The organism is Desulfosarcina variabilis str. Montpellier (genome assembly GCF_048565275.1).
GTDB classification, from domain to species: domain Bacteria; phylum Desulfobacterota; class Desulfobacteria; order Desulfobacterales; family Desulfosarcinaceae; genus Desulfosarcina; species Desulfosarcina variabilis.
Genome location: NZ_CP159846.1, coordinates 7,337,584 through 7,356,205, shown reverse-complemented (window position 1 = coordinate 7,356,205; position 18,622 = coordinate 7,337,584). Strand labels below are relative to the sequence as shown.

Genomic DNA, 18,622 nt, shown 5'->3' with positions numbered 1-18,622 from the left:
AGAGGCAATTTACATCTATGACTTTTTCTCCAACACCGCCTGCATGGCCGATTTCCAGCCATCCACCTCGTCGGCGGTGATCACGTCCACGCTACCGCCCTGGAAATCGCCGGTCACGTCGCCCATGGTGTCTTCCAGGGTGGCCTCGGTGTCCAGATAGGCCTCCTTGAGGCGGTCCAGCAGATCCGGGTCCGCCTTCCAGATGCCGCGGCTTTCGGCTTCCAGCAGGCGGCGGCCGATTTCCTCCATGGCCCAGGGGTTGACCTCCTGGAACCATTTCTTCATCTCAGGATCGAGCATGAAGGTTGTGGCGATCTCGTCGAAGATCCAGTTGTCCACCTGGCCGGTGGTGGCGCCGAAGCCGTAAACCCTTCCGATGCGTTTGGACAGATCCCCGGCACCTTTATATCCGTGGGCTTTCATGCCCTGGATGTATTTGGGATGCAGCAGTTTGGCCCGTACCACGCGGCGCATCTCATCGGCAAAATCGGTGACAGTAACGGCGGCCGGGTCGCGGGTATCGCCGTAGTAGGTTCGGGGGGCCTTGCCCGACAGGGTTTTGGCGGCCACGGTCATGCCGCCATAGTTGCTGTAGTAACCGCAGCAGTTGAGAAAATCGCCTTCATCGGAGATGTGCTTGTCAAAGGTCACCTCCACCCGGGACAGGTTGGCGGTCAGTTCCTGGTGGGCCTGAACTCCGTAGGTGCCATCTCCAGCACCGCCGCCATAGGCGTAGCCGTTCCAGAACAGGTAGACATCGGAAAGATCGCCCTCGGTTTTCCAGGCTGATGCGTAGACCGCCAGATTGACCCCGGCCTTGTACACGCCGGGCTGGGCGCAGAAGATGCGGTAGCTGAGACGGCGAAAGGCCTTCTCATCGGAAATGGAAAGGTCCTGGTCGGCAGCCTGATCCACGATATGCTTGCGCACGAAGTTGACCTCGGGGGGCTCGTCCAAAAGGGCCACGGCCTGGACCACGTCGTCGATATACTTGACCGAATCGGGAAAACAATCGCGGGTGATGCCCGACACGCGAATGTTCAGATCAATGCGCGGCCGGTCCAGTTGATCAGCTGGAATGATCTCGAAGCCGTCCACCTGGCCATTGGCTCGCCAGCGGGGCCGAGTGCCTAAAAGATGCATTATCTGGCCCATCTGTTCGCCGTCGGCGCGCATGATGTCCGATGCCATCCAGACCATGCCCACGGTTTCGGGATAGCGCGCTTCCTCCTTGAGGTGACGCGCCATCAGGGCCTCGGCCAGTCGTTCACCGACCCGGCAGGCGGCCCGGGTGGGGATGCGTGTGGGATCCACATTGTAAAAGTTACGGCCCGTGGGCAGAATATCATAGCGCCCCCGGGAGAGGTAACCCGAAGGACCGGCCGGCACATGGCCGCCGGCCATGGCTGCCAAAAGGACGTCGATCTCCCTTGAGGCATTGATGCGGCGATCGATTTCGCCCACCAAGTCGGCGAAGCGCTCGAACCGATCGAGAAGATCACCCGTGGGACGGCCGCCCAGGAGCTTTTCGATCGCTTCCTTGGTTTTCTCACCCGCCATGAGGCGAGCGATGAGCGTATGAGCTGCGCGGTCGGCATCCAATAAGATCTGGCCGTAGGTCTTTCCGTTGTTGCCGCGCTTCCCCGGCTGCTTGAGGGCATCATGAATGTCCTCATTCCACAGGTCGAAGACCAGGCGCCGGGTGTTCAAGGGATTGTCGCTGTCAAAACGCAGGATCGTGTTGATGGTCTCGGCCCGGTCATCGCCCTGGGGGATGTCGCCCAGAACGTGCATGCTCACGCGGGTCTGACTGTTCTTGACACTGGAAATAATCTCATGACAACGGACCGTCAGGTCGTCGAAGGCCAGGGCGTCCATGTTAACATCGTCTGACAGGTGGTGGCGATCGATGGCCTCGCGAATCAGATGCTCGAGCTGGTGGGCGCGGGCTGGGTCCAAGTCCCGGGCCCGCTGGTGTTCATCGAGCAATTCCTCCAGTTCCTCCAGCCCACCGTAAGTGTCGGCCGTGGTCATGACCGCCTGCAGGTGATCGACCAGCACGGCGTTGCTGCGCCGTTTGGCCACCACGCCCTCGGCCGGATTGTCGGCATTGTAGATGTAAAGATGGGGCAGGGTGCCGATGGAGATGTCCGGCCAGCAGGCGCCGGACAGGCCGGCCCCCTTGCCGGGCAGCCACTCCAGGTTGCCGTGGGTGCCCACGTGGATGATCACGTGGGCGCCGAAAACGTGCTCCATGTACATGTAGGTGGCGATGTACTGGTGGGGCGGCGGGATGTCGGGATCATGCAGGATCTTGCACACTTGGCCATCGCAGCGGGAGCCGGCGCACCCGCGCTTGGGCTGCATGATCACGTTGACGTTGCCGAAGTTAAGTCCGGTGATGACCAGCTTCTCGTCCAGCACCATGCTGGGCGGCACGCCGTTCATGGTCTTTCCCGGCGGCTCTCCCCAGCCCTCGACCAGTTCCCGGCGTGCCTTCTCCGGCAGGGCATCGAACCATTTCTCGTAAATCTGGTTGTCCAGGAGTGCCAGATGACCGCCTTTGTTGACGATCTCGTCTACTGTGGTCCAGCGGAACTCGGCAATGGCCTTGCGCTGGAGAAACGTCTGCATCAAGGTCTCACCCGATTCGGGGATATCCTTGATCTGATAGCCATTATCCGCCATTTGCCGCAGGATGCGCACAATGCTTTCACCGGAATCCAGGCCGGCAGCGCCGCCCAGACTGGCTTCCAGGCCAGCGCACTCGTTTTTGTGCAGTACGAAGACCACCTTGCGATCGGCCTTGGGCGTGGCCGTCAGGCGGGTCCAATTGACCACCCGGTCGGCCAGGCGCTGGACGCGCTCGGCAATGGTTTCGCGAATCTCGAACACCGTATCGGTTTTCTCATCGGTCATCTTGCGGCTTGCCGCCATGATAATGGGTTCGATGTTGCCCTCGAATTCAGGCATGGCAATGCCAAAGGTCACTTCGGCAAAAAGCCCCTGGGGATTTTCCTCCCACTCGGCGATGTCCTGGCTGTAGGCGACGACCGGCTTGATCACCGGCACGTTGATCTGAGAGAACAGTTCTACCGACTGGGCGGCCACGCCGGTGGCGGCCACATCACCTCGCGGCTCGCGTCCGAGAAAGAAAAAATGCAGGTTGATCAATGCCTGGATGCGGGGCCGGCCTTCATCGTCCATGAAGAATTGCCTGGCGGTTTCAATAGGCCCCAGGGCGCCGGCGGCCTTGTCGCGCACACCGTGTGAGAAGACCGGCAGGACGTTCACCCCTCGGGAGGTGAGCGCTTCGATCAGTTCGGCTTCCAGCGATCCATCGGTGTTGGTAAAGGTATGGCGGGAGAAAAAGAGTCCCACGGTCCGGGCATGTTCGGCCGGATGCGCCTTGTGATAATCTTCAATGGTGGGGTAGACGGTCTGATCCGGCGGATGCAGGATGCCCTGCCAAGGCAGGGGCTCAGGATCCTCGACCGGGATGGCCGCATCCACCTGATGGGCGATGAAGTCCAGCAGCCGACGGTAGTTTTCTACCCCGCCTTCGGCCAGATAGCCGTAGGCCCGGGCACAGACCGGCACTTCCACTGTGGCCCGGCGGCCCCAGTTGGCCGGGTCGAATGAGGTGGTGATGATGGTCTTGCCAGCCGTGAATTCATCGAGCCGGGCGTTGACCTCCTCCCAGAAACCATCCGCGGTCCAGTAGAGAAACACCACGTCGGCCCGGGCAGCGCTCTGCCAGAAAAGCTCGAGCACATCAAGATCGTTTTCGATTTGCTTTTGAGAGAAGATCGACAGGGTCACATGCCGGCTTGCCTCGGCAGCCTTAAGAAACGTGGGCAGGTAGGAGCCCCACATGATGGAGACGATATGAATGGGGGTGGAAGATGACATGGTTGATTCCTTATTCAAGTTACAAACACCGCAATCTTATGCCAAGTTTGGAAATTGGATGTTGGGATTTGGAATTTATTTGGAATTTGGTGCTTGTGATTTGTTATTTTCCAATAAAATCGGCAACAAGCCTTCTCTGAATTTCTTGTTTTTTTCGACATGAAATGACGAATAAGGCACTAACTGCTAATCGCTAACCGCTCGCCTCCCCGCACACTGCAAGGGATGAACGAAAACATACCCGTTTTCCCGGCGCACGACCGCTTCCACACCGTAAACCTCGCGGATTGTGTCGGCGGTCAAAAGATCAATCGGCCGGCCAGTGTCAGATCGTGCATGGCCATGATCGCACCAATGGCGTTTTGGCGTACCAGGGCCGAGACCATTTGCATGACTTCCAGCTGGTGGTAGAGATCCAGGCTGCTGGTCGGCTCGTCCAGCAAGAGGTAGTCGGGCTGCTGAGCAAGGGCCCGGGCCAGGAGAACTTTCTGGATCTGGCCGCCGGAGAGCTCACCCACATCGCGCAAGGCCAAATCATCCAGTCCCAGCTGCCGGATAACCCGGGCGGTCCGGTCAAGGTCACGTTTTGACGGCCGCCAGGCGGCATGGGGCCGACGGCCGGTGAGCACGGTTTCAAACACGCTCATGGAAAAGCGCGACGGCAGGTGCTGGGGCACGTAGCCGATCTTTTGGGCCAGGGTCGGGCGGGAGAGGCGGCGGACGTCAATGCCGTCGATACTGACCCGGCCGCCGCTGGGCTCGATGATTCGGGCAATGCATTTGATCAATGTGGTTTTGCCCGCGCCATTGGGGCCCACGATCCCCAGGACTTCTCCTTTGCCGACCGCCGCCGATATGCCGGCCAGCACCCGGGTGTGTCCGTACCCCGCCTGAATGTCAAAGATTTCAAGCATCGTGGCCCCCTAAAAAGTAGCATTTGGGACGGATTCGTAAAAAGCCCGAGATCAAGGCTTGCGAATCCTGAGGAATGAGGCGTACTGATCGTACTCCGCAGTGACGAAGGGTGAAGCGTAACGCCGATATTGGGCTTTTTACGAATCCGTCCAGCATTACCAGTAGGCCTTTTTCTGTTTAATCAACAAATAAAAGAAAAACGGCACGCCGATAAAGGAAGTGACAATGCCGATGGGTAGCACGTGAGGAGACCAGAGCGTGCGCCCCAGGGTATCGGCGATTAGCACCACCACTGCGCCGATCAGACCCGATGCCGGAAGCAGGTAGCGGTGGTCGCCGCCGATGATCATGCGCGTGATGTGGGGCGCCACCAGGCCGATGAAGCCGATGACACCGGCAAAACAGATACAGCCGGCGGTCATCAGGGAAGCGGCCGTAACGCTGCGCAACCGTAAGCGGCCGACGTCGATGCCAAGGGCGGTGGCTGACTCGTCACCCGCGGTGAGCAGATCGAAATCCCAGGCACGACGTAGCAGATAGGGCAAGGGGCCACCGACCATGACGGCCACCAGGGCGATTTCCGGCCAACCGGCCTTGGAAAGGCTACCGAAAAACCAGAAGACAATCTCGTGCACCTGATCCATTGTGCCCATATACTGGAACAGGGACGTGAGCGAAGAGAAAAGAAACATCTGCGCGATGCCGCCAAGGATCATGGTCTCGGTGGATGCCTGGCGCAAGCGGGCCACGGCCAGGATCACGGCCGCCGAAAGCATGGCACAGGCAAAGGCCCCGCCGGCCACGGCCCAGCGGTGCATGCCGCTAAAGAAGATGATCACGGTCACAGCACCGAATCCCGCACCGGACCCAACACCCAGGGTATAGGGTGAGGCCAGGGGATTGCGCAGGATGGCCTGGAAGACCGCTCCGGCTGTGCCCAGTCCGAAACCCACCAGACATGCCAGCACGATACGCGGCAGCCGCAGCATCCAGACGATGCCGTGGGCCCGGCCGGAATCAGCGAAAAGCGCCGCCACCACATCGGCAAGGCGCATTCCGGATGCGCCAACGCACAAGGCCACCATGGCCATGACCGCCATCACCAGGATAGCTGCCAGGATAAACAGCATGCGCGCGTTCGACCGCCTGCGGTAGGCCAGGGTGATGGTGTCCGTGGCGTTCATCGGGTTTCCTTTAATAGTGAATCGGAGGTGTAGATCCCTTGGTAGGCGATGCCCTGGAAGCGCTGGAGATACTCCCCATGCCAGTGATTCGGATCCACATCGGCAAAGCGCTGGGGATAAAACCAGCGAGCCAGCCAGGCCACGCCGATCAGGGCCCGGGGACCGGTCCAGATGGCACTATCCATCACATGCACCCGGCCGTTTTGCACGGCCGGAATCGTGGACCACACCGGCCTTTTCATGATCGCATCGCGGCGGGCGTTGAAACTGCTGGCGCCATTGGCTTGGTAGCCGTTGCTCCAGGCGGCGGCTTTGACGATGATCTCAGGATTCTGAGCGAGGACCCATTCGGGAGTGATTTTGGGGTAGGGCAGGACCGTGTCGGCGGCGATATTGCGGCCGCCGGCCAGCAGACACATCTCATGGGCGCCTGACGTGGGACCGACGGTGGACAGATCCGAATAGCTTTCAATGTAAACGGCCGGATGATGGGGTGCTTCTGCCACCCGGTCCCGGATCAACGCCAGATGGCCGGCATGCCAATCACAAAAGGACCGGGCCTCATCGATCTTTCCCAACAGTTCTCCAAGCCGCTTGACTTCGTCTTCCAGGGTGGCCAGCTTGTAAAAATCCAGACGCAGCACCGGGATGCCCAGGGCGGCCATTTTACGGTCGAACTGCTCACCGGGATTGCGGCTATAGGTCAGCACCAGGTCCGGTGCAAGATCCGCGATGGCCTCCAGGTTGGGTGTTCGCCAGCCGCCGGTCTTGGGCAGGTTGGTCAAGGTCCCCCAAAAGGTCGGTTCGCGAAGGATTTCGGCATATACCCCAACAATCCGGTCCTGGGCCTTGAGGGTGCGCAGGATTTCCAGACTGTCGGAGTTGAGGGCCACGATGCGTCGTACCGGCGTGGGTATGGTTACCTGCCGGCCCAGGGCGTCGGTTGTCTTCATGGCCTGTGCCGGCAGAGGCAGAACAGCTATGATCAACAATAAAATCAAGGCCCCCAGGCCTGCCATGCCCCTGGGCCGTGGGGCGGGGCAGGCCGGGTTGGGCGGAACCACTTGGGGGCACAGGATGAAAACTTTGGTCATGGTCAGCAATCGCATACAGTGAGACCGGCAAACACCGTGCATTTTATATGTTCCTTTTGGACCGCGAACAAAAAAGGCCATAAAACTCCCTTTCCGCTTCAGCGGTCTTGAGAGCCTTCATGGCCTTTGGATTTGCTTTGGTTTTAACTGAAACCGCCCGCCTGTTTTTTGGCTGGAGCGCTTTCGTCAAACGAGTAATAAAAAATGGTTTATACGGCTTCAGTCGTATGCGTAGCCGAATTTCCTACTTGACAGGGACATATAAGTCAAGTTTTTAGAACAAATCGTGGTATAGCATTCAAGATCATGTTTTTGGACTGTGTTATCGGTCGAAAGCGTTATTGATCATACCGCTTCCTCCCTTAAGGCTTTGCCAATGGTGCCCTTAACTGTGAGTGAAGATAAGGAAGGCAAAAAGAGAAAAATGACATGTTACTGGTATGCGATATGCCCGCTGCGAAGATGGGAACGGCAGGGTGTCATTTCAGAGAAATGGAGCGAGAATTATTGTTCAACCGAATCCCACTGGAAATCGTGTCGGCGGTATCAATTGGAACAGCAGGGAATTCCCCACGATCAGATGCTGCCGGACGGAAGCAGGCTCGCGGATGTATCAAAAGAAAACGCCCAGTCACTCTGACTGGACGTTTCATATTGGGGCCGACACAATAACCCCCCCACCCTATGTGGGAACCATAGCATTCAAGATAATGTTTTTGGGCTGCGTTATCGGTCGTCGCAGTATTATAATACGGCTTTTTCCTTTAAGGCCTTGCCAAAAACATTATCTTAAACACTATATCAACCGGCAATGGTGCGCGGCAGGATCATCTGATGTTGCGGGCAGATCGATTTCGGATTCTGGTACACGGAGCCCGCAAAGGCCTTCAGGTAGTTTCTGATCTGATAGAGATTGACAACTTCATCCACCATCCCTTTCTGGGCACAGTAGATGGGGCGTGAGTTGTCATGATATTCCTTGGCCATCTCGTTCATCTTGTCCACGATGGGCTGAAGGGGCCGTCCGGCGTCCTTTTCCTTGACCAGGCGCCGGGAATAGGAGGCGGCCGCAGCCGTCTCGCCGTGCATAACGTATATTTCCGTGGTGGCCACACCTAAGGTGAAGGCGTTGTGACGGTTGGCCGTGGGACCGCCCATGACATAGTGGGCGGCAGCCGTGCCCTTGCGCAGCACGATCAGAATCTGCGGCACGTCGGTCTGCTGGATCGAGTAGATCAGGCTCTGGCCCAGACCAAGCAGCTCGGCCTTTTCGGCGACGTCACCCACATCGATGCCGCTGGTATCCTGAAACCAGACGATGGGGATGCGGTCCCGGCCGCAGAAGGTGACGAATTCGTTCATTTTGATCAGTCCCTGACGGTACAATTTACCGCCGATGCCCGGATAATCGGCATACTCGGGATAGCCGGGTTTGAGAAATCCCTGTCGGTTACCGATGACGCCCACCAGATAGCCGTCGATCTTGACCAGACCGGTGTAAATCTCCGGTCCCCGATCCGGATGAAATTCCATGTGCTCACTGCCGTCTACCAGACGGGCCAGGATTTCATCGAAACTGTAGGCGCGCTTTTGTTCAAACGGCAGCAGGTGGTACAGGTCTTTCTGCGAAAAAGCCGGCGCCTTGGGTTTGGCCACGCGAAAGTGTTTGGGATCATAAGCCGGCATGTCCTGCATGTACTCTTTGATGCCGTCCAGCACGCCTTCCTCGGTATCAAAGACATAGCGGAAGAATCCGGTTTCATCATGATGGATCGATGCCGATCCGGGCGGTTTGACCTTGAACTGCTTGGCGGCGGCAATGAGTGCCTCGGCGCCTTCTTCGTCAAAGTAGCCCTTGGGCGACATGCCGCTCAGGATGCCGCCGCCGCCCACGGCGATATTGCAATCTTTGTGGGCGAACAGGATCGTGGGGCTGATGCCCTGGTAACCGCCGCCGGCTGGGTTGGTACCGTAAATACCGGCCAGCACCGGTGTGCCGATTTGGTTGAGTTCAGCATGGCGGAAAAACGGCGTACCGCTGCCCCGGCGGTTGGCGTAGAACTTCTCCTGCTCGGGAAGTTTGACGCCCGAGCAGTTGACCACCCACACCAAAGGGATTCTGAGTCGTTTGGCCAGGTTGGTCACGCGAAGGATGTTTTCGCTCTGACCGGGAATCCAGGCCCCGGCCATGGTCTTGTTGTCAAAACCGATGATCACGGCCCATTTGCCCGAGATTTTGCCCAACCCGTCGAACACGTTGGTGTTGCCCTCGACATTGTCCTGCGGGTTGTAGAGCGTGTGCAGGGGGCACCAGGTTCCCGGATCAATAAGGTAACGCAAGCGCTGCCAGACGGTCAGCTGACCCCGGGCGTTGATTTTTTCTTCTGGAAAGCCGGCCCGCTTTACTTTTTGGACGGCGGCGTCCACCTCTTTTTCCATGGCCAGAATCTGTGCGGCGCTGCTGCTGAACTGCTGTTTCACGGCATCGCTGAGCGGCTGGCCGAACTCGGGCATTTTTTCGAAATAGGGCCTCATTTTGATCCTTTATAAAATTTAAAATTTGATCAAATTTAAGATCTCGTGAATTTTTAGCCAACCCGGTTCCATCTGTCAATCATTTTCCCGAGGGAGGTTAGGGCAATCGCATGTAACCTTGGTATTAAATGTGCTTTGTTCTTATACACCACACTTTTCGTAATGGTTCGATTGGCCTGACGACAAGCTTTATTTCTCTTGACCGTCAGGGCAAAAATCGTTAACTCTGAAATTGTTCCATCCTTTGTTTGCTGTCCTTTTTGTTCCGCCCATGACTCCTGTTTCCCATATTGAAATGATAAAGCGGTAAAAAGAATCGATCCTGGATCTCGTCTCAGCTTGATGTGGTGCTGTTGCCTTTGAAGAAGCCGTGTATGGCTCAAATTATTGGCGTTCGCCGATTTATCGATAGGCCTACGACATCCGGCGAACCTGTTTAACCAATCAAGGAGGCGTGTATGAAAAAGTATGTAGCGGAGTGTGTGGGGACGTTTTGGCTGGTGCTTGGTGGATGTGGCAGTGCGGTGCTGGCGGCCGCATTTCCGGATCTCGGCATCGGGTTGTTAGGGGTGGCCCTGGCCTTCGGGCTGACCGTTTTGACCATGGCCTTTGCCATCGGTCATATCTCCGGTTGCCACCTGAACCCGGCGGTCTCCATCGGGCTCTGGGCCGGTGGACGGTTTGAGGGGAGCCAATTGCTGCCGTACATCATTGCTCAGTTGGTGGGGGGTGTTGTGGCCGGTGGCGTGCTCTATTTTATCGCCAGCGGCCAGGCCGGTTTTGATATCACTGCCGGTTTTGCTTGCAATGGCTATGGTGTTCACTCCCCGGGGGGCTATTCAATGAGTGCGGCACTGGTGACCGAGATCGTCATGACCATGATGTTTCTGATCGTGATTCTTGGCGCCACCGATGCCCGGGCTTCCCGGTGGCTGGCGCCCATTGCCATTGGCCTGTGCCTGACCCTGATTCATCTGATCAGTATTCCGGTGACCAACACGTCGGTGAATCCGGCCCGCAGCACGGGCGTGGCCATTTTCCTCGGGGATTGGGCGATCGGCCAGCTCTGGCTTTTCTGGGTCGCCCCTATCATCGGCGCACTGCTTGGTGCGGGCGTCTATCGATACATCGGCGGTCCCGTTGAACTGCAACAGGCGCGCGGCAGCGCTTCGGATGAATCACCGGTGTATGTGGAAGACCGTTTTTAAAATCCAGGTTTTAGAGCCTGTTTTGAGAAGTCTGGATCAGACCCGATAACAAGGCGGAAAGTGGCTCAAAAGCAGAGCATATATGGAATATGTGAGCATTTTGAGATACTTTCCAACGCCGTTAGCGGGCCTTAGACGGATTTATCAAACAGGCTCTTACACGTTCAGAGGGGCGAAACAGGTTTTCGCCCCTCTGATATGATTAAAACTGCGCCCAGTATGGGTGAAGGTCAGGATTATTTGATTTTGCCGAGCACGATGCTGGCGATGGTGTTCTTCTGGATTTCCTTGGTGCCCTCGTAGATTTCGGTGATTTTGGCATCCCGGTAATAGCGTTCCACGTCGTATTCCTGCATGTAGCCATACCCCCCCATCAGCTGGATCGCTTCGTCGCAGACATCCACGGCGGCTTTGGCGGCGGTCATCTTGGCCATGGAGGTCAGTTTGGGATCGATCTTGCCCTGGTCGAAATTCCAGGCTGCCTTGTAGGTGACCAGACGAGCCAGTTCGATGCGTGTGGCCATGTCGGCCAATTTGTGCTGATTGACCTGAAACTGGGCGATTTTCTTGCCGAATTGCTCGCGCTGCTTGACATAGTCCAAAGCCCGGTCAAAGGCGCCCTGGGCCGTTCCCAGTGCCTGGGCGGCCACCAGGATGCGGCTTTCGTCAAAAAACTCCAGGAGCTGATAAAAGCCCTTGTTCTCTTCTCCGATGAGATTGGCCATGGGCACGCGGACATCCTTGAATACGACTTCGGCCGTGTAGGAGAGGGTGATGCCCATTTTTTTACCTACATCCTGAGTGGATACGCCCGGGTTGTCGGCCTCGACCAGAATCAGGCTGAGCCCTCTGTAGGTTGGCGATGCGTCGGGGTCGGTCTTGGCCAGCACGCAGTAGAACCCGGCCAGTGGGCCGCTGTTGGTGATGAAAATCTTGTTGCCGTTGATCACCCATTCATCTCCGTCCTTGACGGCTGTGGTCTCCACGGTGGTGATATCGGAGCCATGATCCGGCTCGGTAAACGCCCCGCAGGAGAGACATTCACCCTCGGCGACCTTGGGTAGCCACTTGGTTTTTTGCTCTTCGCTGCCAAAATGCAGGATGATTTCGGATGCGAAATCGGCAATCAACAGGCAGGTGCCGACGGTGCTGTCACCCCGGGCCAGTTCTTCGGCCACGATGATGTTTTCCAAGCAGCCCAGCCCCATCCCCGAGTATTGTTCCGGATAATGGATGCCGATAAACCCCAGCTCGGCGGCCTTCTTCCAGATTTTTTCCGGGTACTCGTGTTTTTCGAGCAGTTCTTCGATCACATCCTTTTTGAACTCACCCTTAACGAATTCGCGGACTGCTTTTTGGATCTCTTTTTGCTGTTTGCTCAGTTCAAAATCCATTGTTTGTTCTCCTTTTATTTCATTTCAATCGCACAGGCCATGGACACCCCCCCGCCGCCGCACAAGGTCGCCAAGCCAAGCTGGTTGCCTCTTTTTTTCATGGCGTGGATCAGGGTGACCATGATGCGGCAGCCGGTGGCGCCCACCGGGTGTCCCAGACCGATGCCCGATCCATTGACATTGGTGATTTCGCGGTTGAGGCCCAAATCGCGTTCGCATCCGATGTACTGGGCGGCAAAGGCCTCATTGAGTTCGACCAGTTCGAAATCCGGAATGGAAAGCCCGCTACGCTTGAGCAGATTCTCTACCGCCGGCACCGGCGACAGGCCCATCAGTGCCGGATGGCAGGCGCCCTTGCCCACGGCACGGATGCGCGCGATGGGAGAAAGCCCCAGTTCCTCGGCCTTTTCAGCGGACATGATCACCATGGCGGCGGCACCGTCGTTGATCCCGCTGGCGTTGCCGGCCGTGACCATGCCGGTCTTGGGGATGAACGCCGGCGGCAGTTTTTGCAACTGCTCCATGGTCAGGCCCGGGCGAAAATGCTCATCCTTGTCAAACATGAGCGGTTCCTGCTTACGGCGCGGCACGGGGACGGGAACGATTTCCTCGGCAAAAGAGCCGTCATTGGTGGCCCGTTCGGCATTGTTCTGGCTGCGCAGGGCCACCTCGTCCATCTCCTGACGGGTGATGCCCTGTTTCTGGGCGATAAACTCGGCCGTGTGGCCCATGATATACGGTTTGCCCAGAAAATGGCTGGCCGGGGCCTGGGTGGTATCCAGCGGGGCATTTTCATCAAAGGGCATCACATGCGACCCACAGTGAAGGGCATGGATCATGGCGTCTACAAAGGTCTGGTCCTGCAGCCGGGCCCCCCAGCGGGCAGCCGGAACGGTAAAGGGAACTCCGGACATATGTTCCACACCGCCGGCCAGCACCACATCGGCCATTTCGGCCTGGATCATGGCCATGCCGGAAATTGCAGCTTCCATCCCGGAAATACATACCCGGTTGATGGTGACCGCCGGCACCGCGTCCGGGATGCCGGCCAGCAAAGCCCCGACGCGGGCAATATTCAGGGTGTCATGGTGTTCCAGACAACAGCCAAAGCGCACATCATCGATTAGGGCGGGGTCGATCTTGGCCCGGCGGATAGCTTCTTTCATGACGATACTGGCCAGTGTGGCACCTGTTAAGGTTTTCAGGGTGCCGCCGAAAGCGCCGATGGCGGTCCGACAGGCACTGACGATGACAACGTCTTTCATGGGCGTTTCTCCTATTTTAGGATTAAGTGTTAAAGACGGATTCGTAAAAAGCGGCTTACCCCGGCTTCCGGGGAAATATTCAACTCCATGAAATCACACGATTATGGGGCGACTTCCTTGGAAATCCGCTAGCGGCGCGACGCGTATCCTTCGTCGCTGCAAAGTATGATAAATACGAATCATTCTTCGAGGATGCGCAACACTTTAATCTTGGCACTGAAAACTGATTTACAGATTATTTTATAAAAGCAGAATATGTGCCAGTCTGAAAAATCATTTAAATACAGTTTGTTGCGATTATTATGAGGTATATTCTGTCCCATTTTCCAGTTTAGACTGGAAAATGGGACAGAATGAGAGTAGACTGGAATATATTCCAGAAAGGAGGGGCATCCGATTGGATGAAAGCCATTTTTTCAGGGAAGCCACATTGAGAATCTGCGGCAGCCTGGAAATAGAAAAGGCCATGCAGCAATGCCTGCGATTTCTGGCCCGCTATTTGCCGGCGACGCATATGGCCTTTCATATTTACGACCGCGAGTTGGGTATTGTGGAAACCGTGGCCATGGCCACCATCGACAATGCCCGGTCCATGGCGCTGCGTACCCCCTTGTCATCCCAGGGGATGCAGCAGGTGGAGGCCCAACGCGCCATGCGAACCAAGCTGGTGGCGCGGGCCCGGGACGATGCCGTTGCCGGGCCGGTGGCGCGCCAGTTGGGTGTTGAGAATTTTTCCGTATTAATTCTGGACCTGGCCTTGGAAGGCAGCTTCGTGGGCACGGTGTCGGTTTTCAGTGAGGCGGAGATCCATTTCAATCCTCACCACGTCAAGCTGATCTCCATGCTCAACGAGCCTTTTGCCATCGCCCTGGCCAACAGCCTGCGTTACCGTGAGCTGCAGGCCCTTCAGGATATGCTGGCCGATGACAACCGCTATTTGCAGGATGAATTGCGCAGCATGACCGGTGAAGCGGTCATCGGCGCCGAGTTCGGGCTCCGGCCGGTGATGGAGCTGGTGCGCCAGGTCGCTCCCCTGGCCAGCCCGGTGCTGCTGCTGGGAGAGACCGGCGTGGGTAAGGAAGTCCTGGCCAATGCGATCCACAATCTTTCTCCCCGGGCAGACGGACCGTTTATTCGCGTGAACTGCGGGGCAATCGCCGAAAGCCTGATGGACAGCGAGCTTTTCGGCCATGAGAAAGGGGCTTTTACCGGTGCCGTGTCACAGAAGCGGGGGCGATTCGAACGGGCCAACGGGGGCACCATTTTCCTGGATGAAATCGGGGAATTGCCGCCTGAAATGCAGGTCCGTTTGCTGCGGGTGCTTCAGGAAAAGGAAATCGAACGCGTGGGCGGGGTGGAAACCATTCGCGTGGACATCCGGGTTATTGCGGCGACCCACCGCGACCTGGAGCAGATGCTTGCCGCCGGCAGCTTTCGGGAAGATCTTTATTTCCGCTTGCGGGTGTTTCCCATTGCCATCCCGCCGCTCCGACACAGACGGGAAGATCTGCCCGTCCTGGTGCAGCATTTCATTCAGAAAAAAGGCATGGAAATGAAATTGGGAGTGATCCCCCCCCTGGCGCCGGGCGCCATGGACCGGCTTATGCAGTACGCGTGGCCGGGCAATGCCCGTGAACTTGAAAATGCCGTTGAACGGGAATTGATTGTCAGCCGGGGCGGTCCATTGACATTTCGCGATATTCATCCGGGACCCACCAATGGCAATGGCACAACAGCGGTGGCCGGTGTTCGGGAAGCTTATGATAACGGCCCCCTGCAACTGGATCACGTCATGGCCAGGCACATCCAAAAGGTATTGCGTATGTGCAACGGACAGGTGGAAGGAGAAAAAGGCGCTGCCAAAATCCTTGCCATTCATCCGTCAACCTTGCGCAAGCGCATGAAAAAAATGGGCATCGCTTTTGGCCGAGAAAGGAGAAAACCATGATTTATGTTATTGCATCAATTCGTGTAAAACCGGGAAAACGTGACGCCTTTCTTGAAATCTTCAAGGCCAATGTCCAGACTGTGCTGGCCGAGAAGGGGTGCATCGACTACATGCCCACCATCGATGTGGACGCGGGGCTGCCTCCCCAGGTGCTTGGCCCTAATCTGGTGACCATCATCGAGCGCTGGGAGCGCCTGGAAGATCTGCATGCGCATTTAAAAACCCCTCACATGGCCGCCTATCGCGAGAAGGTCAAAGACATGGTTGAGGGGATGTCACTAAAGGTGCTCGAAGCCGCCTGAGCTACATGCGATTGTTCTGGCCCGGGCTGCCGGCAATTGTAATTATGCCAGGTCGAGCTTTCCGATTACGATTACGAGCACCGCATAGCTTAAGCACGAGCACGACGGGCATTGGCGTTTTTCGTGCTCGTGCGCGTAATCGTAATCGATCCTCATTTTTACAATCGATCGATGAAATTTCTGCTGAACACCTTCAAAATTGCAATTGCTGCCGGGAATCCGTTCGGCTTGACTTTGCCGGGATACCATTTATTATGAATTGAACAACCTTATCGTTCACTTCCATTGAAACCCATTTAACCCCATCGAGGTACGTTTATGTTTTCCCACCTTGATCCTGTATTTCTGGCGCGCGTTCAGTTCGCCTTTACCGTGGCCTACCACATCACCTTTCCGGCCTTTACCATCGGGCTGGCCAGTTGGCTGGCGGTGGTGGAGTGGCGCTGGCTGAAAACCGGCAACCCGGTTTATGAACAGGTTTACCGCATGTGGGTGAAAGTATTTGCGGTGGCCTTTGGCATGGGGGTGGTTTCCGGCGTGGTGCTGTCCTACCAGTTCGGCACCAACTGGTCGGTGTTTTCCGACAAGGTCGGCAATGTCCTGGGCCCCCTGCTTGGCTATGAAGTCCTGACGGCGTTTTTTCTGGAAGCCTCGTTTCTGGGCATCATGCTCTTCGGCTGGAACCGGGTCAGCAAACGCATGCATTTTACGGCCACGGTGATTGTGGCCGTGGGTACGCTCTTATCGGCTTTTTGGATCCTTTCCGCCAACAGCTGGATGCAGACCCCGGCCGGTTTCCGCGAAGGGGCGGATGGCCTTATCTACCCGACGGATTGGATGCAGTTGATTTTCAACCCCTCCTTTCCCTATCGGTTTATCCACATGGTAACCGGCGCCTATCTGACCACGGCCTTTGTGGTGGGCGGCATTGGAGGCTATTACCTGTGGCGCGGACTGCATGAACGCCATGCCCGGGTCATGCTCGGCATGGCCATGATCATGGCCATTTTCGTGGCCCCCATGCAGCTTCTGTTTGGTGACATGCACGGGCTGAACACCTTTGAACACCAGCCGGTCAAGGTGGCGGCCATGGAGGGCATCTGGGAAACGGAAAAGGGGGCCGCCCTGCGATTGTTTGCGCTGCCCGACCAGATCCAGGAGCGCAACCATTTTGAAATCACCATCCCCAAGCTTTCCAGCCTGATTCTGACCCATGATCCCAATGGCGAGGTCAAAGGACTGAATGCATGGCCCAGGGGCGATCGCCCGCCGGTGGCCATGGTTTTCTGGATGTTTCGTCTGATGGTGGGCCTGGGCATGCTGATGATCGCCACGGGGCTGGTGGCGCTGGTTCTTTACATCCGCAAAACACTGTTCACCACCCGTTGGTTTCATCTCTGGTGCATGGCCATGACGCCGGCAGGCTTTGTGGCCGTCGTGGCCGGATGGTTTGTCACCGAGGTGGGCCGGCAACCGTTTATCGTATTTGGTGTGCTCAGAACCTCGGAAACCATTTCACCGGTGGCGGGCGGACCGGTGGCCATTTCCCTGACCGCCTTTGTGCTCACCTATGGCCTGCTGTTTACTGCTGCGGCCTACTATATTTTGAAAATTATCGGCAACGGTCCGGACATTTCGGAAGATGACGCCTATGGCAGCCATGGGGTCAAACAGCCCCCCCTGGTCACGGACATGGCGCATCAGACAGGAGGGAAAGATGTTTAGTTTTGAAGGTGCTGTGGACCTGCCACTGGTTTGGTACGCATTAATCGGTACGGCCATTTTCCTCTATATTCTGCTGGATGGTTTTGATCTGGGGGTGGGGATTCTTTTTCCCTTTGCTCCCACGGACCAGTGCCGCGACCGGATGATGAATTCCGTGGCTCCGTTCTGGGACGGCAACGAAACCTGGCTGGTGCTGGGCGGCGGCGGGCTGTTTGCCGCGTTTCCTCTGGCCTATGCCATCCTCATGCCGGCGTTTTACATTCCCATTATTCTCATGTTGCTGGGATTAATTTTTCGGGGCGTAGCCTTTGAATTCCGTTTCAAGGCCGAGAAATCCAGGCGTTTATGGGATTACTCCTTTCATTATGGCTCCCTGGTGGCCACGTTCATGCAGGGGATGGTGCTGGGGACATTTGTTCAGGGGGTTGCCGTTAACGGACGCAGCTTTGCCGGCGGTGTGCTGGACTGGCTGAGCCCGTTTAGCATTATGACCGGTGTGGCCCTGGTTACCGGGTATGCGCTGCTGGGCGCCACCTGGACGATGATGAAAACCGAGGACGAAACCCTTGCCTGGGCGCGCAAGTGCGCAACGTACCTAATGTTTCTTGTGGCCTTGTTCATGGGCCTGGTGAGCCTTTCCATGCCGCTGATGAACAGTGACATCAAGGCGCTGTGGTTCAGTTTGCCCAACTTTTATTTTCTGCAGCCCATGCCGATTCTATCCATTGTCTTTTTTATCATGCTCTGGCGCGATCTGCGGGGTGGAAGTCGGGAAATACGGCCATTTTTGCTGACACTGGGTATTTTTCTCATGAACTATATCGGGATCGGCGTCAGTACCTGGCCCTGGCTGGTGCCGTTCAAGGTCTCGCTGTGGGATGCGGCTGCCGCACCCGAGAGTCAATCGCTGTTGCTGCTGGGAACGATTATTTTGTTGCCCTGCGTGCTGGCCTATACGGGGTATTGCTTCTGGGTGTTCAGGGGCAAAGCCTCCCATGAGCACGATGCGGCTTACTGAAAAACAGCGTCAATGGCTCTGGTTTGTCGGCCTGTTTGCCGGGGGAATGATTGCCATGCTGCTGCTTGCCGGTTTGGTGAAATTGGCGCTTAAAATGGGGGGATAGTCACCGGGAGGCTGGA

13 protein-coding genes are annotated in these 18,622 nt (G+C 56.9%); 6 read left to right on the top strand and 7 right to left on the bottom strand.

Features of this window, described 5'->3' with window-relative positions:
• Nucleotides 1-15: 15 nt before the first annotated feature.
• The 5 genes from cobN to Dvar_RS33190 all read right to left on the bottom strand — a co-directional run bounded on the left by cobN (nucleotide 16) and on the right by Dvar_RS33190 (nucleotide 9,640).
• Complete coding sequence (gene cobN, locus Dvar_RS33210; RefSeq protein ID WP_419657420.1) at nucleotides 16-3,912, bottom strand: cobaltochelatase subunit CobN; 3,897 nt, start codon at nucleotides 3,910-3,912, stop codon at nucleotides 16-18.
• A gap of 299 nt (nucleotides 3,913-4,211) precedes the next feature.
• Entirely contained in the window at nucleotides 4,212-4,826 is a 615-nt protein-coding gene (locus Dvar_RS33205; RefSeq protein ID WP_419657419.1) for an ABC transporter ATP-binding protein, read from the bottom strand.
• Nucleotides 4,827-4,982: 156 nt separating this feature from the next.
• On the bottom strand, nucleotides 4,983-6,011 hold the full coding sequence (locus Dvar_RS33200; RefSeq protein WP_419657418.1) for a FecCD family ABC transporter permease: 1,029 nt from the start codon (nucleotides 6,009-6,011) through the stop codon (nucleotides 4,983-4,985).
• A complete protein-coding gene (locus Dvar_RS33195) occupies nucleotides 6,008-7,147 on the bottom strand; it encodes an ABC transporter substrate-binding protein (RefSeq protein WP_419657417.1) in 1,140 nt (379 codons plus the stop codon). Before Dvar_RS33195 ends, Dvar_RS33200 begins: the two co-directional genes overlap by 4 nt.
• A gap of 759 nt (nucleotides 7,148-7,906) precedes the next feature.
• Nucleotides 7,907-9,640 carry an acyl-CoA carboxylase subunit beta gene (locus Dvar_RS33190; RefSeq protein ID WP_419657416.1) on the bottom strand — a complete coding sequence of 578 codons (1,734 nt, stop codon included), beginning with the start codon at nucleotides 9,638-9,640 and terminating at the stop codon, nucleotides 7,907-7,909.
• Between the two features lie 458 nt (nucleotides 9,641-10,098).
• Here Dvar_RS33190 and aqpZ point away from each other — a divergent pair, with 458 nt between their 5' ends.
• On the top strand, nucleotides 10,099-10,848 hold the full coding sequence (gene aqpZ, locus Dvar_RS33185; protein ID WP_419657415.1) for an aquaporin Z: 750 nt from the start codon (nucleotides 10,099-10,101) through the stop codon (nucleotides 10,846-10,848).
• A 236-nt stretch (nucleotides 10,849-11,084) separates the two neighbouring features.
• Here aqpZ and Dvar_RS33180 read toward each other — a convergent pair whose 3' ends face one another.
• Entirely contained in the window at nucleotides 11,085-12,242 is a 1,158-nt protein-coding gene (locus tag Dvar_RS33180) for an acyl-CoA dehydrogenase family protein (protein ID WP_419657414.1), read from the bottom strand.
• A 14-nt stretch (nucleotides 12,243-12,256) separates the two neighbouring features.
• The gene (locus Dvar_RS33175; protein WP_419657413.1) at nucleotides 12,257-13,507 is read right to left on the bottom strand and encodes a thiolase family protein; all 1,251 of its coding nucleotides are present in this window, start codon (nucleotides 13,505-13,507) and stop codon (nucleotides 12,257-12,259) included.
• A 397-nt stretch (nucleotides 13,508-13,904) separates the two neighbouring features.
• Between Dvar_RS33175 and Dvar_RS33170 the strand changes: the two genes are divergently transcribed.
• The 5 genes from Dvar_RS33170 to Dvar_RS33150 all read left to right on the top strand — a co-directional run bounded on the left by Dvar_RS33170 (nucleotide 13,905) and on the right by Dvar_RS33150 (nucleotide 18,606).
• The gene (locus Dvar_RS33170; protein WP_419657412.1) at nucleotides 13,905-15,455 is read left to right on the top strand and encodes a sigma-54 interaction domain-containing protein; all 1,551 of its coding nucleotides are present in this window, start codon (nucleotides 13,905-13,907) and stop codon (nucleotides 15,453-15,455) included.
• A complete protein-coding gene (locus tag Dvar_RS33165; RefSeq protein ID WP_419657411.1) occupies nucleotides 15,452-15,757 on the top strand; it encodes a putative quinol monooxygenase in 306 nt (101 codons plus the stop codon). The genes Dvar_RS33170 and Dvar_RS33165 overlap by 4 nt, the downstream gene beginning before the upstream one ends.
• A 318-nt stretch (nucleotides 15,758-16,075) precedes the next feature.
• The gene (locus Dvar_RS33160; protein ID WP_419657410.1) at nucleotides 16,076-17,482 is read left to right on the top strand and encodes a cytochrome ubiquinol oxidase subunit I; all 1,407 of its coding nucleotides are present in this window, start codon (nucleotides 16,076-16,078) and stop codon (nucleotides 17,480-17,482) included.
• Nucleotides 17,475-18,500 (top strand): cytochrome d ubiquinol oxidase subunit II, encoded by a 1,026-nt coding sequence (gene cydB, locus Dvar_RS33155; protein ID WP_419657409.1) that lies wholly within the window; start codon nucleotides 17,475-17,477, stop codon nucleotides 18,498-18,500. Before Dvar_RS33160 ends, cydB begins: the two co-directional genes overlap by 8 nt.
• Nucleotides 18,478-18,606 (top strand): hypothetical protein, encoded by a 129-nt coding sequence (locus Dvar_RS33150; protein WP_419657408.1) that lies wholly within the window; start codon nucleotides 18,478-18,480, stop codon nucleotides 18,604-18,606. Before cydB ends, Dvar_RS33150 begins: the two co-directional genes overlap by 23 nt.
• Nucleotides 18,607-18,622: the final 16 nt, after the last annotated feature.

Coding starts and splice junctions, on each gene's coding strand:
- cobN (WP_419657420.1), bottom strand. CDS start 3,912: ATGTCATCTTCCACCCCCATTCATATCGTCTCCATCATGTGGGGCTCC.
- Dvar_RS33205 (WP_419657419.1), bottom strand. CDS start 4,826: ATGCTTGAAATCTTTGACATTCAGGCGGGGTACGGACACACCCGGGTG.
- Dvar_RS33200 (WP_419657418.1), bottom strand. CDS start 6,011: ATGAACGCCACGGACACCATCACCCTGGCCTACCGCAGGCGGTCGAAC.
- Dvar_RS33195 (WP_419657417.1), bottom strand. CDS start 7,147: ATGCACGGTGTTTGCCGGTCTCACTGTATGCGATTGCTGACCATGACC.
- Dvar_RS33190 (WP_419657416.1), bottom strand. CDS start 9,640: ATGAGGCCCTATTTCGAAAAAATGCCCGAGTTCGGCCAGCCGCTCAGC.
- aqpZ (WP_419657415.1), top strand. CDS start 10,099: ATGAAAAAGTATGTAGCGGAGTGTGTGGGGACGTTTTGGCTGGTGCTT.
- Dvar_RS33180 (WP_419657414.1), bottom strand. CDS start 12,242: ATGGATTTTGAACTGAGCAAACAGCAAAAAGAGATCCAAAAAGCAGTC.
- Dvar_RS33175 (WP_419657413.1), bottom strand. CDS start 13,507: ATGAAAGACGTTGTCATCGTCAGTGCCTGTCGGACCGCCATCGGCGCT.
- Dvar_RS33165 (WP_419657411.1), top strand. CDS start 15,452: ATGATTTATGTTATTGCATCAATTCGTGTAAAACCGGGAAAACGTGAC.
- Dvar_RS33160 (WP_419657410.1), top strand. CDS start 16,076: ATGTTTTCCCACCTTGATCCTGTATTTCTGGCGCGCGTTCAGTTCGCC.
- cydB (WP_419657409.1), top strand. CDS start 17,475: ATGTTTAGTTTTGAAGGTGCTGTGGACCTGCCACTGGTTTGGTACGCA.
- Dvar_RS33150 (WP_419657408.1), top strand. CDS start 18,478: ATGAGCACGATGCGGCTTACTGAAAAACAGCGTCAATGGCTCTGGTTT.